Source organism: Chryseobacterium sp. II3a (assembly GCF_057815135.1).
Map to the genome: position 1 here is coordinate 371,200 of NZ_JBYPZJ010000004.1, position 19,731 is coordinate 390,930.

The 19,731-nt window shown below is 36.4% G+C and carries 11 protein-coding genes; 6 read left to right on the top strand and 5 right to left on the bottom strand.

From position 1 onward, the window contains the following. Positions 1-8: 8 nt before the first annotated feature. From AC3HD6_RS13005 to ccoN, 5 genes are all read right to left on the bottom strand, one after another. On the bottom strand, positions 9-944 hold the full coding sequence (locus AC3HD6_RS13005; RefSeq protein WP_488896715.1) for a YihY/virulence factor BrkB family protein: 936 nt from the start codon (positions 942-944) through the stop codon (positions 9-11). Position 945: 1 nt separating this feature from the next. Then, entirely contained in the window at positions 946-3,273 is a 2,328-nt protein-coding gene (gene tamL, locus AC3HD6_RS13010) for a translocation and assembly module lipoprotein TamL (RefSeq protein ID WP_488896716.1), read from the bottom strand. Beyond that, a complete protein-coding gene (locus AC3HD6_RS13015) occupies positions 3,273-8,300 on the bottom strand; it encodes a translocation/assembly module TamB domain-containing protein (protein WP_488896717.1) in 5,028 nt (1,675 codons plus the stop codon). The genes tamL and AC3HD6_RS13015 overlap by 1 nt, the downstream gene beginning before the upstream one ends. 293 nt (positions 8,301-8,593) lie before the next feature. Next, positions 8,594-9,481 (bottom strand): cbb3-type cytochrome c oxidase N-terminal domain-containing protein, encoded by an 888-nt coding sequence (locus AC3HD6_RS13020; RefSeq protein WP_488896718.1) that lies wholly within the window; start codon positions 9,479-9,481, stop codon positions 8,594-8,596. Positions 9,482-9,499: 18 nt separating this feature from the next. Continuing rightward, positions 9,500-11,779 carry a cytochrome-c oxidase, cbb3-type subunit I gene (gene ccoN, locus AC3HD6_RS13025; protein WP_488896719.1) on the bottom strand — a complete coding sequence of 760 codons (2,280 nt, stop codon included), beginning with the start codon at positions 11,777-11,779 and terminating at the stop codon, positions 9,500-9,502. Between the two features lie 180 nt (positions 11,780-11,959). Between ccoN and AC3HD6_RS13030 the strand changes: the two genes are divergently transcribed. The 6 genes from AC3HD6_RS13030 to AC3HD6_RS13055 all read left to right on the top strand — a co-directional run bounded on the left by AC3HD6_RS13030 (position 11,960) and on the right by AC3HD6_RS13055 (position 19,667). Beyond that, positions 11,960-12,259 carry a helix-turn-helix domain-containing protein gene (locus tag AC3HD6_RS13030; protein WP_488896720.1) on the top strand — a complete coding sequence of 100 codons (300 nt, stop codon included), beginning with the start codon at positions 11,960-11,962 and terminating at the stop codon, positions 12,257-12,259. 344 nt (positions 12,260-12,603) lie between these two features. Next, positions 12,604-15,510: a sensor histidine kinase gene (locus AC3HD6_RS13035; RefSeq protein ID WP_488896721.1), complete on the top strand. Its 2,907-nt coding sequence runs from the start codon at positions 12,604-12,606 to the stop codon at positions 15,508-15,510. Then, a complete protein-coding gene (locus AC3HD6_RS13040) occupies positions 15,507-16,121 on the top strand; it encodes a response regulator (protein WP_488896722.1) in 615 nt (204 codons plus the stop codon). The genes AC3HD6_RS13035 and AC3HD6_RS13040 overlap by 4 nt, the downstream gene beginning before the upstream one ends. 180 nt (positions 16,122-16,301) lie before the next feature. Beyond that, the gene (locus AC3HD6_RS13045) at positions 16,302-17,228 is read left to right on the top strand and encodes a hypothetical protein (protein WP_488896723.1); all 927 of its coding nucleotides are present in this window, start codon (positions 16,302-16,304) and stop codon (positions 17,226-17,228) included. A 237-nt stretch (positions 17,229-17,465) separates the two neighbouring features. After that, entirely contained in the window at positions 17,466-18,125 is a 660-nt protein-coding gene (locus AC3HD6_RS13050; RefSeq protein ID WP_488896724.1) for a hypothetical protein, read from the top strand. A gap of 123 nt (positions 18,126-18,248) precedes the next feature. Continuing rightward, positions 18,249-19,667, top strand: a complete 1,419-nt coding sequence (locus AC3HD6_RS13055) for an amino acid permease (protein ID WP_488896725.1) — start codon at positions 18,249-18,251, stop codon at positions 19,665-19,667. Positions 19,668-19,731: the final 64 nt, after the last annotated feature.

Sequence of the window (19,731 nt, forward strand, 5' to 3'; positions counted from 1 at the left end):
GTATAATATCATTTACTTTTCTCACCATGCATCTGCTTCAAGCTATCCGCATAGAGCTTTGCAGGAGTCCATCTTGCATGCTTAGAGAGAATGACTTTGTAACCTTTTTTATAGGTGTAAACTTTAGTGAACTTGGCACCAAAGAATATGAGCATACAAGAATAGTTGATCCACATCATGATTAAAATTACTGTTCCGGCAGCTCCAAATGCTGAAGTAGGTTTAACCTGATTGAAATAAAGACTCAATAAAAATTTCCCCAGCGTAAATAAGGCTGTTGTTAAAAAAGCGCCTCGCCAAACAGACTTCCAGGTGATCTGAACATCAGGAAGCACTTTAAACATTAGAGCAAATAAGAGCATAACAAGCCCGAATCCGATGGAAAAGTTAACAACCTCAACAAGAAGATACGTTTCAAATCCAAAATATTGGGTGATGATTGTATTAAAAAGGCTGATTAATGAAGAAAGAATCATGGTAATCATAAGGAGGAATCCAAGGATTAGGATCATTCCTAAGGAGTTGGCTCTATCCAGCAAAAATTTAAGCAGCGCTTTCTTCGGTGCAGACTCTACATCCCAAAGGGAATTCAATGTATGCTGAAGTTGGAAAAATAGAGTAGTAGAACCAAAAACCAAAGCTCCTACTCCTACAGCCTTCATAAAAATATTCTTTTTGTCAATTAAGGCACCTGCAAGCATTCCTTCTATGCTTTTAGCGACATCAGGTCCCATAATTCCACTGATTTGAGTACTGATCTGTCCGCGGATGGCTTCTTCACCAAAGAAATTTCCCAATACCCAGATAATAATAATTAATAATCCAGGGATAGAAAAGATGGCATAATAAGCAAGGCTCGCTGAATCTTTGGATGCAGAAGAACTGTTCCATTCAGTAAAGGTTTCTTTTAAAACTTCCCAGAAAAATTTAGCATGATTAATCATATTAAAAAGGATATCCGATGGCAATATTTAATACAAGATTGTCTTTCCTCCAGCTTGGATCTCCGAAATTGATTTTATCGAAAGCCCATCTGTTTCCCTTTTCATAGTAAGGTACCCGCAATGGCATGGCCAGATCTAATCTTAAGATCAGGATAGAGAAATCAAGTCTTAGACCAACTCCTGCTCCTACAGCAACTTCATCCAGAAAGTCTTTCGAAAACTTAGCGCCAGGTCTGTCCGGATCAGTATTCAGCAACCAGATATTTCCGGCGTCTACAAAAACTGCTGCATTTAAAAACTTATATAGATTAGCTCTGTATTCTGCATTTAATTCCAACTTAATATCTCCGGACTGGTCAAAATAAGTTCCCGGTTTCATCGTTCTTGGATCAAAGCTTCCCGGACCTAAGGTTCTTGCACGGAATGCCCTGATACTATTGCTTCCTCCGGAGAAAAACTGCTTAGAGAAAGGAACAAATTCTGAATTTCCGTATGGATAAGCAATTCCTGCAATAAGCCTTGTAGCCAATGAAGATTTTTCGGTTAGTTTATGATAAAACCTGAAATCATTTTCAATTTTGGCGTATTGGCTGAAGGGAATACCAAAAACCTTTTTCTCTTTATCTTCTTTTACATTGGCACCACTCACTAAACCTGTGATATTTCCTGCAAGATCAAGAGTTCCTTTGTAGTAGAAGGTATTCTTTTTAGGCAGCATGGTATTGGTGTAAGTATATGAATAAGTAGGCCCGAAAATAAGCTGTTTTTGTACAATCCTTTGCATAGCTGGATTATTAGCGGCGTCGGCTTCATATTTTGCGGTAACCTTTTGTGGAGAAACAAGGGTAATATCAATTACTTTCAGGTCATGTTCTTTTCTTGCATTCTCTTTCCATACATATCCGAATGAACCAGTGAAATTATTTAGAGTATAATATTGAGTTCTGTTCTGGAATTCATATCCCAATGTAATGTTCGTTCTCGGCACAAATTCACTGGAAGAATGAAAACGGAATGGAGCTACAATTCTCGGAATGGAAAGTTGAACATTAGCCCCTGCACGGAAAATATTGTTTGCATTCTGAGCACCTCCCATCTGGAAATCAAAAGCTCCAAAAATGGCAGCTTTAAATTGTTCTGCCCCTCTGAAGAAATTTCTATGCGTCCAGTTTAGGTTAAGCTCACTACCTGCATAGTTGGCTGAGTTGGTTCTTCCTAATGCTTCAAGTCTTAAAGACTGAATTTGTCTGGGAGTTAATAAATAATAAGCGTCAAATTTATGATTCAAAGAATCCGAAGTCACAAATTCATTTTTCACAAACTTGAATACTCCCAAACTGATTAATCGGTTTAGGGTAAGATTGTGATTAGAACGGTTGTAGAGGTCTCCTTTTTTAAAATATAAGGCTCTGTCGAAAATCTTCGGTTTGAATTTATGCTGCGGATCAATGACGTAAATATCATCAAATGCATATTTGCTCAGAGAATCACTGTTCATCGGAACACTGTATTTTCCTGCTTTTACATCCTGAATATTATAGTTAGGGAATACTACAACTTTGTCAATACTAAACTGTTGAGTGGCTAAATCCGGGGTGTTGTCCTTCAATTTTACATTCAGTTCTACCTTATGGTTTTTATTGACCGTACTGTCTGCCTGTACAATAATATTATCCGGATGAAAATAATAAAATCCTCTTTCTTTTAGCCTGTTATCAATTCTTTCTCTTTCTGCTTTAATGACATCCAGATCAAAGGGTCTTCCATTTTTAAGAAGTGTCCTTGCAGCTGTATTCTGAATTTCCTGATTAATAAGAGTTGAGTCTTTCTGAAATTTCACCCCATCAATCAAATACCTCGCGCCAGGCTTTAAAGTATAAATTACCTTTGCCTTTTTATTTTTTGAAACGGTGTCATACGTAGCTCTGGCATTGAAGTATCCTTTATTTTCAGAATAATTCTCAATGATATCTTTGTTAAACTCACGGTCTACATCTCCTAATAGAACAGGTTTTTCCCCCATTTTATATTTAAGCCAGTAATTGAAGCCTTTATCTTTTTTAGGCTCCTTTGCGATATTGTAGAAATAAAGCTTAGGTCTCATTCCTAAAAAGGTAGAATTGGGCTTAGGAGTAAGGTTCGCTTCCAGAGCAGCCTGAAGATCCTTTTTATCTTTTTTAGAAATAGTGTCACTCTCAATTTTTACTTCAGCACCGGTATACAGCATCTGGCCCTCTTTCAAAAACCTGGTATTACTGCAGGAAACTACTGCCGAAGCTAATCCGGAAATCAACAGATATTTACAGTATGTTGGGAATGTATTACTCATTATTTAAATTCTACCACTTGATTGTTTTGATTCTTTTTAGGCTTCTTCTCTTTGGATTTCTGGAAAATCTCACGGAATTTGTCATAATCTAACGTGATGATAAATCCAACTCCTGTTTCTATAATCTGCCCCTGAAGAGCTACCTGATATTCATCTTTACGATAAGCTCGCAGCATATATCTTCCATCTTTGGAAAGACTGTAATCCACAGAAACATTTCCTGCAATATTGGTCATGTTTTCATTCTGACGGGCTTGTCCTTCTAACCCAAAATTACTTCCTACCGTTACTTTCAGTCTGTCATTCAATAATTTTTTACTGATGTCTACATTCAGATCGGTTCGGGTATTTTTTTGTCCGGTGGAGTAATCCTCAGAAGAATCCAATCCAAAATTCAGATCTACACCTTTAATAAGTCCTGATGCCAGATTATTCAACTGTTGGGAAAGAATTTTACTCACACTCTGTCTTGCCATCGTTTCCGCAGACATTCCAGCACCACTTTCAAAAGGGTTTTCTCCGATGAAACGGTTAAGAAGAAGCAGTGCAAATACCTGCTTATTCAATTCAGATTCTTGAGTTCTAAGCTGAGCCAGTTTCTGATCAATGACATCTTTAACATTGGAGGATACTGCATTGTTTTTCTCTTCTGTAGTAATATCGAAAGTCAGTTGTGGTTTTAATAATTCACCTTTCATTTTTAACAGTGTATTGAAAGGAATTCTTTGTTTATACTGATTCATAGTGGAAGCAGTTTCATTACTAATCTGCTGTTCTACAAGATCAATTGGAGCTGCCTCAGTTTTATATACTGCCGTAATATCCATTATAGCTGTAGTCGGTTCTCCGGTCCAGGTAATGGTACTTCCTTTCTGGATATCAAACTTACGCTTCAGGAAACTTACGGAAAGATCATAGCTTCCTTTATTCACTTCATACACTCCAACCAATGTGGTTTTTCCTGATGGATCTATTCCTCCCGTTAATTCTGCTTCTCCCTGTAACTGCACGAAATCTCCATTCGCTTTATCAATAACGATAGATAATTTCGCCTCTTTACTTACTTCAATATTGACGCTTACGTCCATTCCTTTGATACGGCTCTGGGCGTTAAGAGAGTCTGTCTTGATGGTTTTGTTTAAAACCACCTGATCCTGATCCACAAATTCTACAATTCCGTCTCTTTCCTGTAAAGAAGGGTTAGATTGAGGAAGAACAAAAGTGAAATCCGTATTATCTGCAACACTTAATCTCCCGTCTACTTTTGGAAGATCCAGATTGCCGCGGATATGAAGACCGGCATCAATAGCCAGAACTCCATACATCATTGCATCATTTGATTTTTGTGAGTTGACTACCTTGAAATCTTTGGCATTTACGTTCAGATTGAAGGCGAAATCTCTATAGGTTTGGGTAAGAACCTGTCCGTCCACAACCAGAGCATTTCCATCTTTATCTTTGATTTTAAATTTATCGAATTCAATACCACGGCTGGTAAAATTAATCTCATCATTCAGTTTTCTGAAATCACTTCCTGTTTTTGCAATTTCTAATCCAGCATCATTGAATTTAACTTTTCCAATAATATTAGGCTGACTTGTGGTTCCGGTGATTTTCAAATTTCCTGAAAGATATCCTTCTGTATTGGTAATTGCATTCATAGAGAACCCTTGAATACTCTTCATCTGAAGCTGATTGATAGCCATATTCAGATCAAATGAACTGGAAGCCGTATTGTAATCTCCCAGAATTTTCACATCATTATTGTTACCCGAAAGGGCAATGTCAGCATTTAAAATTTTCGGTGAAGAATTATTTACTTTTACTGCAAGATTTCCCACAGGATTTCCATAGACAATAAGATTAGAAACATTTAAATCAGAGGTGAAAGTCATATCTTTCATCACATCCCGAAGCTGAGCTGTTCCATTGATGGTTCCTCTCGCAAGCACTGTATCTTTTTTGATAAGTTCCGTAATGGTTTCAATTTTAAAATCTTTCAGGGAGATGTTCAAAGGGCTACTTGGGATTTCGCTTTCCGATTGAATGGAAATTTCGCTTCCGCCATTACTTAATCTGAAATTATCTGCTAAAATTCCTTTTTTACTGATCTGGATTTTATTGTTTTCAGCCACATTCCAATCCGCATAATTTAGTTTTAAACCCTTTGGATCAAGGGAAACTTCTGTAATGTCATTCAATGATTTTGCATTTCCCGCAATTAGGAACTGGGTAACATCTTTATCATCTTTTGTGGTGATATTGTAGTTGATTGTATTATCAGCAACATCACCATCGATATTGATTTTTTTCAATGAAAAGCTTGAACTTTTTAGAGCTGCAACATTCAGATTGTATTGTAGCGCCTGATTTTCATTGGTCACTTTTAAAGTCCCTTTTTCAATCGTATTTTCACCATACAGCAATTGAGGAATCTGGCCGTCAATTTCTATTTTTTGAGAATCGGCATCATAGTTTCCTGCCAGATTAATGGTTTCAAAACTTTTCAGATCCGGAACAAATTTTCTGATCAGATCATCATTTTTAATCTTAGCATTAAAGGTAAAATGCTGCCCCGGATCAATTTTTTGCGATTTATCCGGTTTCTGGAACTGATAATACTGATTGATGGTTTGTGTTAAAGCTCCAAAGATCTGTGTCAGTTTATATTTCCCTTTCAGTTCAACATCTGCAATTTGAGAATTGAAAATAATTTGTGTAGAATCTGTTGTGGAAGATGCTTTCAGGTTGACTTCCTGTACCGGATACACTTCTTTGGTATCTGAAAAAGCAAAGTCTTTAAGATTTAAATATCCGTTCAGGTTATTCGGATCGAGGCTGGTAAAATCACCATCTATTTTTCCGGCCAGAATCATAGGTTTTTCATAGAACCCAAGCTTGTTGACATCCAGTTTGATCACCTCACCGTTTACTTTAACGGTGGGATTTTTTTCATTATACATCCCTGAAGCGGTTAACAGTAAACTAGCATTCGGATCTTTTGAATTTAAAATAACGTCATAAGCTCCTTTGTTGATCTTGCCGGTTAAGTCCATATTCTGATATCGATAGCCTTTGTATACGGCAGAAGCAACATGCCCTTTTAGGTTGGCATTGGCATTTTTAAAATCAAAACTTTCTCCTTTTGCAGAAATCTGCGCGGTGATAGGACCTATATCTTTATTTTGGATGATTTTTCCAACCTGTATTCCCTGAAGGTTGGCTTTTACATCATAGAGTTCGTGGTTTTTCCTACGCATATCCACATTGGCAACAATGGCGGCATTTCCAAGGGTGGAGTAGAGGTTAAGGTCTGTATTGACCATTTTTGTAGTTCCTTTTGCATTTCCTTTAATACTGAAGTTAGAAGGAAGGGAGATATTTGAAGGAATGGTATTCTTTGGGACTAAATTGAAAATCGTTTTAGCGTTGGAAGAAAACTCTCCAATCCTTAGATCGTAATACAACTGATCGGGATTCATTGCATTTTTAACTCTTCCGGATGCATTTACTCTCAATTGATCCAGCCCAGTAACTTTTAGATCTTGGATTAAAAGATCATTTACACTTCCTTTTACATTGGCATTAACATTCAGAATGGCGTTTGGATATTTATTGAATGGGACAGTATTTTTTAAAGTAGGGACAAGATTTAAAATATCCGCAAACCCGATTTTCGAATCTTTGATATTGGCAGAAATTTTTACTGCTCCTAAATTTGAAGTCAGTTGATCGATGGAATTATAGTTTAAAATAACCTCATCACGTAATAATGTCTTTGGCGTCTGCAGGTACAGATCTTTCAGATATGCTTCTTTTTCTGCGTATACAAAATCCGTATTGAATTTTTGAATATCCAGTCCTCTTGCTTCCTGAATTTCCGCAGAGTTCACAGTTCCTGCGAAAGTATTGTTCTCCATTTTAAAACTTCTCACCTCAACATTCATTTTAGAGAAATTCAAGTGATTAAAGTCCATTCCTTGTTTCGTAGGGGCAATTGCTGTATTATTATAGGCTACTTTTACATCATTTAAAACCAGCTTTCCTAACAAAAGGCTCATCGCTTTATCCTGTTCGGAAACTTTTGAAACTTCAGGTTCTTTTTTATTTTTTGGATTAGCATTTTGAGCCGGAAGATAAAGGTTGGCATTGATGTCTGCTCCGGAAAGGAATACATTGGAAACATTAAAGGCATTTTTTTCAAGATCCAATTTATTAACCTTTGTACTTAATTCTTTAAATAAAACTTTAGCATAGGTTCTGGTATTTTCGTCGCCATAGTCGATGTTAAAGTTTGTAAGTTTGATGCCTCTTAAACCAATGTTCATTGGTTTTTTATCATTGAGTGAATCTACTTTCTTTTCAACTTTCCTGGTAACTTCTTCTACAATACCTTGTTTTAGCTTTAATTTTAACCCATCAAAATTAATATCATTAACTGCATAAGTATTTTTACTAAGATCGAATTTTTTTACCCTGGTGTCAAAAGATTTAAAATAAAGATTAATGTCATTCTTTGACTGTTGGTCATTAAAGGTAACACCAATATCTTTTAAATTAATTTTATCAAGAGAAATGATGAAGGGTTTAGATGGACTTTCTTCTTTGTCAGTGGTTGCAAAGGCATCAATGATATAATCGAAATTGAATTTACCATCAGGTTTTCTTACCACATTGGCTCGGGCACCTTCCATGCCTACAGAGGTAATATCAGCTGTAGAGTTGATAAGTTTTAGCATGTGTAAGCCAACATCCAGTTTTTTTACGGCTAAAAGGGTATCTACATCCTGTCCTTTAAGGTAAAGATTTTCCATCACAAGGCTGTTGGGGAATCCGATATAGACTCTTTCCAAGCTTACTTTGGTGTTGATTTTTTTCTCCAGGTAAACAATCAATCTGTCTTTGATGAAGTTTTGGACGGCTGGAAGTCTTAAGCTTAGGATCAACAGGGTAAGCAAAACCAATATTGAAATAAAGATTATTGCAATACGCCTTAAGAGTTTGGTAATGTTGATTTTCAGTTTCAAAAGTGAGAAGGTTTCTAACAAAGATAATAATACTATTTTATTCGGTCTTTGTTGTGGTATCCCTTATCAATGCAAAAATCCTGCCTTGGCTGCCTCATTATGGAATTTTTAGTTGTGTAGTTGTCAAGTGAATAGTTGAGTAAGACGAGCCAAGGTGCGGATTTTATTTTTAAAAAGCCCCCTTTAAATCATTTTTTGAAATGTTGAAAAGGTTAGTTAGCAAAAATGAAAATTCAAATGTTAGTGTAGTTGCAAAGGGGGCTTGGCATGGTTTGTATTAATCAGATAATAATCTAGTTGTTTCCGTTTTCCCATTTCACCTCTTCTCCTTGTGGAGCTGCTCCACCTTGTGCTTGAGTAATAGGAGCGGTTTCCTGGTTGATATGATAAATATAGGCTGCAATTTTTTCTGCATCTCTTCCGGTAATGGTCCCTTCCTTAATGAAAGGCCTCATGGTAGGATTATTTGGAGAACCGTTTTCAAGCATCCAGAAGACATTTTTAAATAAACTTTTTTCTTTAATGTTGATCCAGTGGGTATCGGTAAGATTAGGGCCAATACCACCTTTTCCTCCATCTCCGTGGCAGGTTACACAGTTGGTTTTGAATAATTCCTGCCCTTCTGCAATATTATCTGCACTGTATTTTGCAGACTCCAGATTGATCTGCGGAGCACTTTTTTCATACTCTGCAATGGAAGCCAGCATCAGTTTAGATTCTTTTGTGTATTCTGCTTCCGGGTGGGCATAATCTGTGAACGAGAAGGCTAACAGATAGACGGCGCAGAAAATACATCCGAACCAGAATAAGCCTATCCACCATTTGGGAAGAGAATTGTCAAGTTCTGTAATCCCATCAAAACCATGGTCAATCAGGATGTCTTTTTCTTCGGTAGCAGACTGCTTCTTGAAGGCAGAGTTCCAAAGTTTCTGATAATAAGGAACACTTTTTTCTTCCAGATACTGTTTTTTTTCTTCCTCAGAAAGTCTGCTGAAACTTTCGTTTTCAATCATGTCTCCAATGGAGTTCATAATCATAAGAAGAATAATCGCAATTAATATCAGTGCCCAGAAAAATGGGGAAGAAAAATATCCTGAATCACTGGCGAACATTTCAAAGGCCATGATTGTTAAGCCTATCGTTGTTGCGATATATATAGAAATTGGGGTTCTCGTTTTCATTACATCAATTTTTAATGATTACTCTACACTTGCGGTTTGGATCTGTGTCGTTTTAATGTCGGTACCTAATCTTTGCAGATACGCGATCATGGCTACGATTTCTCTTTGTTCAAGCGGTACATAAGATGCTCCTTTTGCTGTTTTTTCTTTTACCATCTGATCTTTTACATCAGTGGCTTCAGAATAAATTCTCTGTACAATAGCTTTTGACTGGTTGTCTGCCCATTGGTTAGCAGAATCAATCTGAGCTTTTGTGTAAGGAACATCAAATGAATTTTTCATCAATTTCATTTTATCCACCATCTGAGTACGGTCCAGTTTATTGGTAATTAACCAAGGGAAACGTGGCATAATAGAACCTGCGGAAGTAATTCTTGGGTTGTACATGTGCTTAAAGTGCCATGAATCCGGGTTTCTGCCTCCTTCTCTGTGAAGATCCGGTCCCGTTCTTTTAGAGCCCCAAAGGAAGGGTCTGTCGTAGATGAATTCCCCTGCTTTAGAGTACTGCCCGTTCTTTCCTTCAAATCTTACTACTTCATCACGGAAAGGGCGGATCATCTGAGAGTGGCAGGAGTTACACCCTTCACGGATATACAAATCTCTTCCTTCAAGCTCCAATGGAGTGTATGGTTTCACTGCGGTAATTGTAGGAACACTTTGCTTCAGTGATAAAGTGGGAACAATTTCTACAAGTCCACCAATCGCAATCGTAATGAAGGCCAGGATAGAAAGCAGAGTAGGTGTTCTTTCTAACCAAAGGTGTACGCCTTCACCTTCTTTTCTTGTTCCCCCGATATTGGCTAATGCAGGTGCTTCTGCAGGAACATTTTTCTGGAATGAACCGGCTTTGATGGTTTTGATTACATTCACTACCATTAAAATCGCTCCTGATAGGTATAAGATACCTCCTAAGAATCTCATTTTAAAGTAAGGAATAATCGCTGTTACTGTATCTAACCAGTTTTTCCACAATAGTGTTCCGTCTGGATTAAATTGTTTCCACATTAATCCCTGGGTGAACCCTGAAATATACATTGGTACTGCGTAGAAAATGATTCCTAATGTTCCTAACCAGAAATGCCAGTTAGCTAATTTTACAGACCATAGTTTAGTTCTCCACATGATCGGAACCAGGTAATATACCACCCCGAATGCCATGAAACCATTCCATCCAAGAGCTCCCAGGTGTACGTGACCGATAACCCAGTCAGTATAGTGTCCGATTTTATTTAAAGATTTTGTTGCTAATAAAGGTCCTTCGAAAGTAGCCATACCATAGCAGGTAACTGCAACTACGAAGAATTTAAGAATAGGGTTTTCTCTTACTTTATCCCAAGCTCCTCTTAAGGTAAGAAGACCATTTAACATTCCTCCCCAAGATGGTGCGATCAGCATGATAGAGAAACCAGTTCCTACTGCTTGTGCCCATGCTGGTAGAGCTGTATATTGAAGGTGGTGAGGCCCAGCCCAAAGGTATACAAAGATCAGCGACCAGAAGTGAATAATGGATAATTTGTATGAGAATACCGGTCGCTGAGCTGCTTTTGGCATAAAATAATACATAAGACCTAGTACAGGGGTCGTTAATACGAATGCTACCGCATTGTGACCATACCACCATTGTACTAATGCATCTTTTACACCTGCATATACTGAATAAGATTTCCAGCTTGTGAAAGATAACGGAACTTCCAGGTTGTTGAATATGTGAAGCATGGCTACAGCAATCCATGTGGCTAGATAGAACCAGATGGCTACATATAAATGTCTTACTCTTCTTTTCGCAATTGTTCCGAACATATTGATACCGAATACAATCCATGAGAAGGCAATTAAGATATCAATAGGCCATTCATGTTCAGCATATTCTTTAGAAGTGTTGATTCCCATTAAGAAGGTAATCACTACGGTAACAATCATAAACTGCCATGACCAGAAGTGAATCCATGAAAGGGTATCACTATACATTCTTGTTTTCAGTAATCTCTGCATACTATAGTAAGCACCGCAGAAGAAGGAGTTACAGACGAAAGCAAAAATTACGGCACTCGTGTGAAGCATTCTGATTCTTCCGAAGCCCATTGCTCCCTGAGTGTTAATTAATCCCTGAATATTGCCCGAAGCTAAACTTTTAATCGTTGTATCATCCGTACCGAATAAAAATTCAGGTAGTTCAGGATAAAAAAGCATCAATGCGGCAGTAAGCCCAAGCAGAAATCCGACGAGTCCGAATGCAACTGTTGCATAGAGGAATGCCCTGACAATATTATTGTCATAATTAAATTTTTGCGTCTCCATAAATTCCAATAGTGTTTACCGAAGTGATATTTGCTCTGAAAAAGGTTTATTTTTTGCCATTTTCTATGTTAAAAGTAAATATCATGTAACGTGTATAATGTTTTGCCAAAGGTATTTATTAACTTTGTTGGAGGCTAATAGCTAAACTTCTAAAATATACCGAAAACTACTAAAACAGAAATGATGAAAATATGTGGACAAAATATCAGGAAAATTCGTAGGAGTAAAGACCTTACCCAGGAGTATATGGCTTTTGAAATGGGGATTTCCCAAAAAGCATATTCAGATATTGAGAATTCCAAGGTGAAGATCAACCTGGAAATCCTGACTAAAATCTCAGATATTTTAGAAATAAAACCTTCCGATATTTGCAGCATTTCTCATAAATGCGGAACTGATGATGGGTATGAAGATAAATACGAGAGTCTTTTGGAGTATATGAAAAAGAATAATATTTCAATTCCGAAAGAGTTCCTTTAGTATTTTCAGTTTTACATCATATCAATATACTATAATGACCTTCTCAATAAGATAGAGAAAGGTCATTATTTTTTAGCCGTAAAATTGTGTTTCTAGTAATGAACCTGATGACAAAGACCATGATGAGGGAACACGTCTTGAATATTTCAAATGTATTATAATAGATAAAATATTCATAAATAATTATGTAGAAAAATTTTCACATGTTTGTGGATAAATATTTACAGTAATCTTAATTTTCTATGATATATTTGTCATGAAAATAATGTAGCCTAATCGGAATGAAGCTTTTGTCCTTTATTGTATTGTTGTTTTTTATAGGTAGCAACGGACAAAGCTATACTATGCAATGGTATACCATGGATAATGGATTGCCGCAAAACAGCATCAAAGATATTGTAAAAGACAAGTACGGTTTCATATGGCTCTCCATGGAAGGGAGAATTCTTCGCTATGATGGCAGCAACTTTGTTCAGTACAAAGATTTTAAACTTGATAATCTGAGCTTTGGTGATTTTTACGGTAATATAAAAAACGACAGTATTGCCGTTTTCAATAATACTGAAAAAAATACTCTTCTTATTTCTCAAAGACAGCCAAAGGTTATTCCTCATCAAAAAGAGTCTCATTCAAATATTCTCAATGACGATGGAACATATAAACGAGTGGTTAAAAATAATGTCACTGCAAGATATGTTTCTTTTATTGGCGCTTATTTTATTCAGTTGAAGACAGGGACATATTATTTTGAAAACAACAGGATTATTTACGTTGACCGAAAAAGTAAACAGCAAACAAAATTTAATTTTGATTTTTCACGAAACAGATTAAAACGTTTGTTCGTTCATGGAGAAAGAATTTTTATTGCTGATCCCGGGAATAAAAAAATCCTTCAGGTGAATCAGGGGAAATATTCTTATGTTGAAGCTCCTTCTATATACACTGATCCCGAAACAAAGATTTACTGGCAGCAGATCACGGGGCAGGCTTTTATGATTAATCATGGTAAAATATACAGAAGCCGGCTTTCAGAAGGAAAACTTAGCCTTTCTTATCTGTTGGAATATAAGAATATAGATAAAGAAATATCCGGAGCCATGTTTTATGATGAGGTATCCCGTAAATTATATATTGGCAGTTCCATTAATGGGCTTAAGATTTTAAGTCTGGCTGATTTTTCAGTTTCCAAAAAGAATCTGCCTTACCAGGATGAAGTGTGTTATGCTGCTCTTCCTTATGGAGGGAACTCTGTTGTAACACAGGAGGGAGTCAGGTATTATAATAATAGAATGGAAAGATTATATAAGGCTCCTCAATCTTATGATAAACGGTATATTTTTCAGGATGATTCGGGGAATCTGGTGTATCGGGAAAATAATTCTATTCATATAAGGTATAAAAATACAGGATTTGCAAAGTATGATTCAATCTCTTTTGATAAGAAAGAGATTGATGGTTTGTACAAAAATGAAGGCATGTATATGATGTCTGTTTTAGACAAAAAAAAGTTTTATCTCTATGTATTTGATCGTGATAATTTTAAGAAAATTCAGAGGATTATTCCTTGTGATGATAATATAGATACCGTTGTCAGATATAATGAAGATATTCTTTATTTAGGAGGGAGTAATGGTGTAGGTGTTTTCTCCCTTTCCCAAAATAAAATTATAGAGCGAATCGGAGACAAGCTTCCGATAAAACAAATGATAAAAACCAGAGATGGAAATATTTGGCTGACTACTTACAACCAGGGAATTTATTTACTAAAAGATAATAGAGCAATCAAGATTCCTGCAGATAAAAATGATTTTCTGGCCAATGCACATCATATTTTGGAAGATAAAAATTCAAACTTGTGGATTTCTTCTAATAATGGATTATTTAAAATTAATAAAACCCAACTCCTTCAGTCATTGAAAACGACTCAGGAACCTGTTACTTATTATCGGTTTACCAAAGAACATGGCTTTTTGAACAATGAATTCAACGGAAGTGCAGATCCGGATGCCAATATTCTTGAGGATGGACAATTTGTATTTCCCTCCATGGAAGGGTTTGTATTTTTTACTCCTCAGTATGTTAAAACGTATTTTCCTGCAGCCCATGATCTGTATTTAGAAAGGGCAAGAGTAGATGGTAAAATGATTCGTTTGAAAGATGCTCTTCTCCTGGAATGCGGCTATAAAAATGCTGAAATCTATCTTGATATTCCTTACTACTCTAATCTTGAAAATATTTATCTGCAGGCAAAACTGATAGGAGAGGAACATAGCCAATGGATCAATATAAAAAATGACAGAACATTCAGGTTATCCAATATAGAACCGGGCAGATACCAGTTACTTGTAAGATTTTTATCTTCAGAAACAGGAAGATTTGTTTACAAAAGCTTTCCTATAGAAGTAGAGGCTTATTTTTATCAGACCTTATCCTTTAAACTCCTGATGGTTGGATTGGTTATTTTAATTTTTATCATCGGAATACAGATGAGAACCAATTTTTTAAGATTGAAAAATAAAGTACTGAAAAACACATTGGTTCACAAGGATAAAGAGCTTCAGGAAACCAATACTAAGCTTAAAAATGAGTCTGATTATCAAAAAAAGCTGGTAGAAAGCATCAGCCACGATATTACAACTCCAGTTAAATTTATTGCCCTTCTTTCACAGGAGTTGGCTCAATCTGAAGATGCTAAAACTCAGAAAAAATATTTTGACAGTATTTATAAGACCTCAGAACAGCTTTACAAATTTACATTAAGCTTAAAAGAATATACAGAGCTCTATAAACAGGAAAATACTACAGAAAACGAATATCAGCTCTATGATTTGATTGAAACTAAAAAATTATTGTTTGAAGAAATTGCAGCCCAGAAAAATACTTTCATGTATAATTTTTGTGACCATCATCTTACCGTAAAAACTAATAAAAATATACTTCTTGCCGTTTTCCATAATATTATAGATAATGCCGTGAAAAATACTTCGGACGGAGAAATTATCATCACCTCAACCTCTTCGGGGCAGAGTGTGGAAATCAGTATTACAGATACTGGAAGTGGAATGTCTGCCGAACAGAGAACTTATTATTCTGAGCTTTTTAAGAAGAAAGGAAGTGAACATCTGATTTTTAAAAATTACGGGCTGGGCTTGCACATGGTTATTCAGTTGATGATGAAAATCAATGGTGAAATGACCTTCCATGAAAATACACCCAAAGGAACAATCATTAAAATCCATATTACAATATGACAAAAAAAATACTCATTGCAGATGACCATCATGTGGTAAGAATCGGAACAGCGCTGATTCTGGAAAAGAATTTTAATGATTTTGAAATTGATTTTGCAGAAACGTATGATGAGGTAAAACTGAAAGTAGAGACTGTAAAATTTGATCTTGTGATCTTGGATATTGAGCTTCCTGGAAGTACTTTCAAGTCGATGGTTAAAGAAATTAAAAACATTAATGAAGATACTTTGATCTTAATTTTTACCTCTTACAAAGAAACTGTCGCGATGCAATATATTCAAGAGGGAGCAAATGGCTTTTTAAATAAACTCAGCAATCCGGAAACGTTTGTAAAAACAATTGAAGGCATTTTTAAAGATGGTTATTACTATACTCCCGAAGTACTCAATGAAATGGTTGTACGAATGCACAAGAAAAGTCCTTTGGAAATTTTGTCCGAAAGAGAACAGCAGGTCTTTGATCTTCTGGCAAAAGGAAACGGAAACCTTGAAATAGCCAATGCACTCAATATTGAAGAATCTACTGTGGGAACCTACAAAAGGAGAGTGTATCAGAAATTGAAAATCACGAACCTGATTGAACTGTTGGAAATTTACAACGAAATCCATTAATATATAATTCTTACCATGTCATAAAACGCGTACGGTTTTGTGGAAAAATGTGTACAGAGTCTGTAGCTGGAATTTTTATTTTTCACAGTAAGTTAGTCTCATAAAAATCCCTTCAGATAAAGGATTGGGATACTATATTGATGTTTACAATTCCTTTTAGATTCTAAATACATTTTTGATATGAGAACAAGTTTATTTTTCACTGCTTTTTTGGCAGGCTTCATTGGGTTGAAGGTGAATGCGCAAGTAGGTATAAATACTTCTAATCCTACCAGCAGTCTTACGGTTAATGGATCCTTTGCTGCTACGTATAAAACAGTGTCTGCAAGTGGAACTGTGGGAGCAACTGATTATTATACTGCATATAATTCAGCAGGGAATGGAACTTTAACCTTGCCTGCAGCTGTTAGTGGAGCAGGAAATTTTGCCGGCAGAACCTATCACTTTAAAAATACAGGAACCGGAGATCTTATTATCGCAGCCAATGGAACAGAATTAATAGATACCCAAAGCGGAACAGATGCTCCTAATATTACGATTCCAACAGGATATTATGCGTTTTTGGTTAATAAGGGAACTGTTACAGGTACAACCTGGGAGCTTGTTTTGTTTTCAAGTTCCAACAGTATGCCCTCTGTCAATCAAACCTATCTTTTTTCTTCTGCACAGCAAAATGCATTTAAACAGACCTGTCCGGCTACTACGGGACCAGCGTGGCAGAATGAAGAGATAAAATATAACCAGGGTATGGCCATCAATACAGGAAATGCATTCGATTTGCAGTCAGGAAGATTTAAAGCGCCCACGGACGGCTTTTATATGATTTACGGTTCTGCGCAGTTTGATAATTCGGAGATTTCCGGACAGCCAAGCTTTGCCTGGTGTGTATTGTATTTGGTAAAGAACTTTTTGACTACCCCCAATAACCAGCTTGTGCAGAATTTTCATACTAATCCGGGAGTTTTCGCTTCGGGTATTGTTTCAGCGGTTGTTCATCTGAATAAGGACGAAACGGTAAGTATGGCTTCTGCTGCCAGATTAAATAATGCGGGACCTCAGTATCAGGTAACGGCTACTTCTATCTATGGTTATAAAATAGCAAACTAACAGATAATTTTTCTAAAAGATAAGCCTTGACAAACTGTTAAGGCTTTTATCATATTCAATTAATTCTTAACAATATGAAAAAACTAACCATTGTATTATTCACTGACATTGCTCACTTTGCTTTTGCTCAAGTAGGAGTGAATACGCCAAATCCTCAAGCTATTTCATCTGGATTGAAAAAAAAATAATGAAGCATCCGGACCTGTAAGTTCAGTCAATCAGGCAGATGATGTGGTAATGACATCTAACGGGTATATTGGAATTGGAAATAATAATCCGGTGACCAGTTTGGATATTAAAACTACCGGAACCTCATTAACACCTGTACCTGGAATAAAAATTGCAGATGGAGCACAGAATGAAAACTATGTACTAACTTCTGATGTTGATGGAAATGGACAGTGGAAACCCGCAAAATTAACCGTCATAAGAGGTGTAAATGGTGCCGGAATTAATATTTCTTTTATAGAGACGACCACTACATCCAAATACACAGGATCTTATATTGATCTGCCGTCTGGGAAGTGGCTGGTTACTGTACAGCAACTTATTATTCCAACAGGAGCCGCTTTGACAAGTGACCAATGGATGTGGTTAAGAACCAGCTTTTCAGATGATCCTAATGTTCTGCCTGGAGATATTGCAGCTTATTCTACGGACCTTAGTTCTCCAAGTATGGTGAGCGGACTGATTCAAGGGCCTACTTCCCCTAAAACCAGATTTTCTATGTTGCAGGGAAGCTTGGTTATCAATAATTCCTCTGGAGCTGTAAAAAGATATAAATATATTGCCGGGAATAATGTGGTGGAAGGGGCACAAACTTCAGCCACCTATTTTGACAGATTCAGCAGTGGGCTTTTTGGTGAAAATATTATTTATGCAGTTCCTACAAATTAAAGAGAATTAGAGTGAGAGTAGAAAATAGATCACACTATTGAGGTCTGAATTCTCAATTTACCCCATGGAATATGAATTTCTCTGAAAAGTTTTTATATATTTAGCGACCGAATAATTCATTCAATGAGCAACGAAAAAAATACAGGACAAAACGAGACTTTAGTTAGAGGATTAACAAATCGACATATACAATTAATTGCCCTTGGAGGTGCCATAGGAACAGGATTATTTCTGGGAATCGGGCCGGCAGCAGTATTGGCGGGACCCTCGGTAATTTTAGGGTATGCCTTAGCCGGAATTATTGCCTTCTTTATCATGCGTCAGCTTGGTGAAATGGTAGTTCAGGAGCCGGTGTCGGGAAGTTTTAGCCACTTCGCTTATAAATATTGGGGAAATTTTCCAGGTTTTGCTTCAGGGTGGAACTATTGGATTCTTTATATTCTCGTAAGTATGGCTGAACTTACAGCCATTGGCCATTATATCCATTTTTGGTGGCCGGAAATACCACTCTGGGTATCCAGTTTATTCTTTTTCGTAGTGATTACTGCGCTTAATCTTGCCTCTGTAAAAGTGTATGGGGAAACCGAATTCTGGTTCTCTATCATTAAAGTAATAGCCATTATTGCAATGATTGTTTTCGGAGTTTATCTTTTGATAAGTGGAACAGGAGGAGAAAAAGCAACTGTAACAAACTTGTGGAACGATGGTGGATTCTTTCCAAAAGGATTATTTAATAAAACTGAAACCGGATTTTCAGGATTATTTGCGGCAATGGCTATGATTATGTTTTCTTTTGGAGGATTGGAGCTAATTGGAATCACCGCAGCTGAAGCCAAAAATCCTGAGAAAACCATTCCACAGGCAACCAACCAGGTAATCTACAGAATTCTGATTTTCTATGTAGGAGCTTTAGTAATCCTATTCTCATTAAGCCCTTGGAGAGAAATTACTGAAGGGTCAAGCCCGTTTGTAATGGTGTTCCAAAATTTAAATGGATTGGAATTCAGTGTTTTTGGTAAAGTGATTCAATTCAATGCCTTAATTGCAAATGTTTTGAATCTTATTGTTTTAACAGCTGCTTTATCGGTTTATAACAGCAGTGTTTATAGCAACAGCCGTATGCTTTTTGGATTGGCTCAACAGGGAAATGCTCCTAAGTTTCTTAAAAAATTGAATAAAAATTCAGTTCCTATCAACGCTATACTTGTTTCTTCATGTTTTGCTGGAATCTGTATTATCATTAATAAACTGGTACCGGAAAAGGCATTTCAGTATCTGATGGCTCTGGTGGTATCTACTTTGATTATCAACTGGCTGATGATTTGCTACACGCATTTGAAATTTAAAAAATCAATCACTAAAGACGGAATTCAATCAAAATTTCCATCTATATTTTATCCGATATCCAATTATATTTGTATCGTATTTTTAGTGTTGATTTTAGGTTTGATGAGTATTACTGGGATGGAAATTCAGGTGATTCTGATTCCGGTCTGGATAGGCTTCTTATTCGTTATGTATAAATTATATAAGCCTAGTTAATAGGTTTTAAATACAATTAAAAATATGGTTTTTGGAAACTTTTGGGAGTACAGAAACCATATTT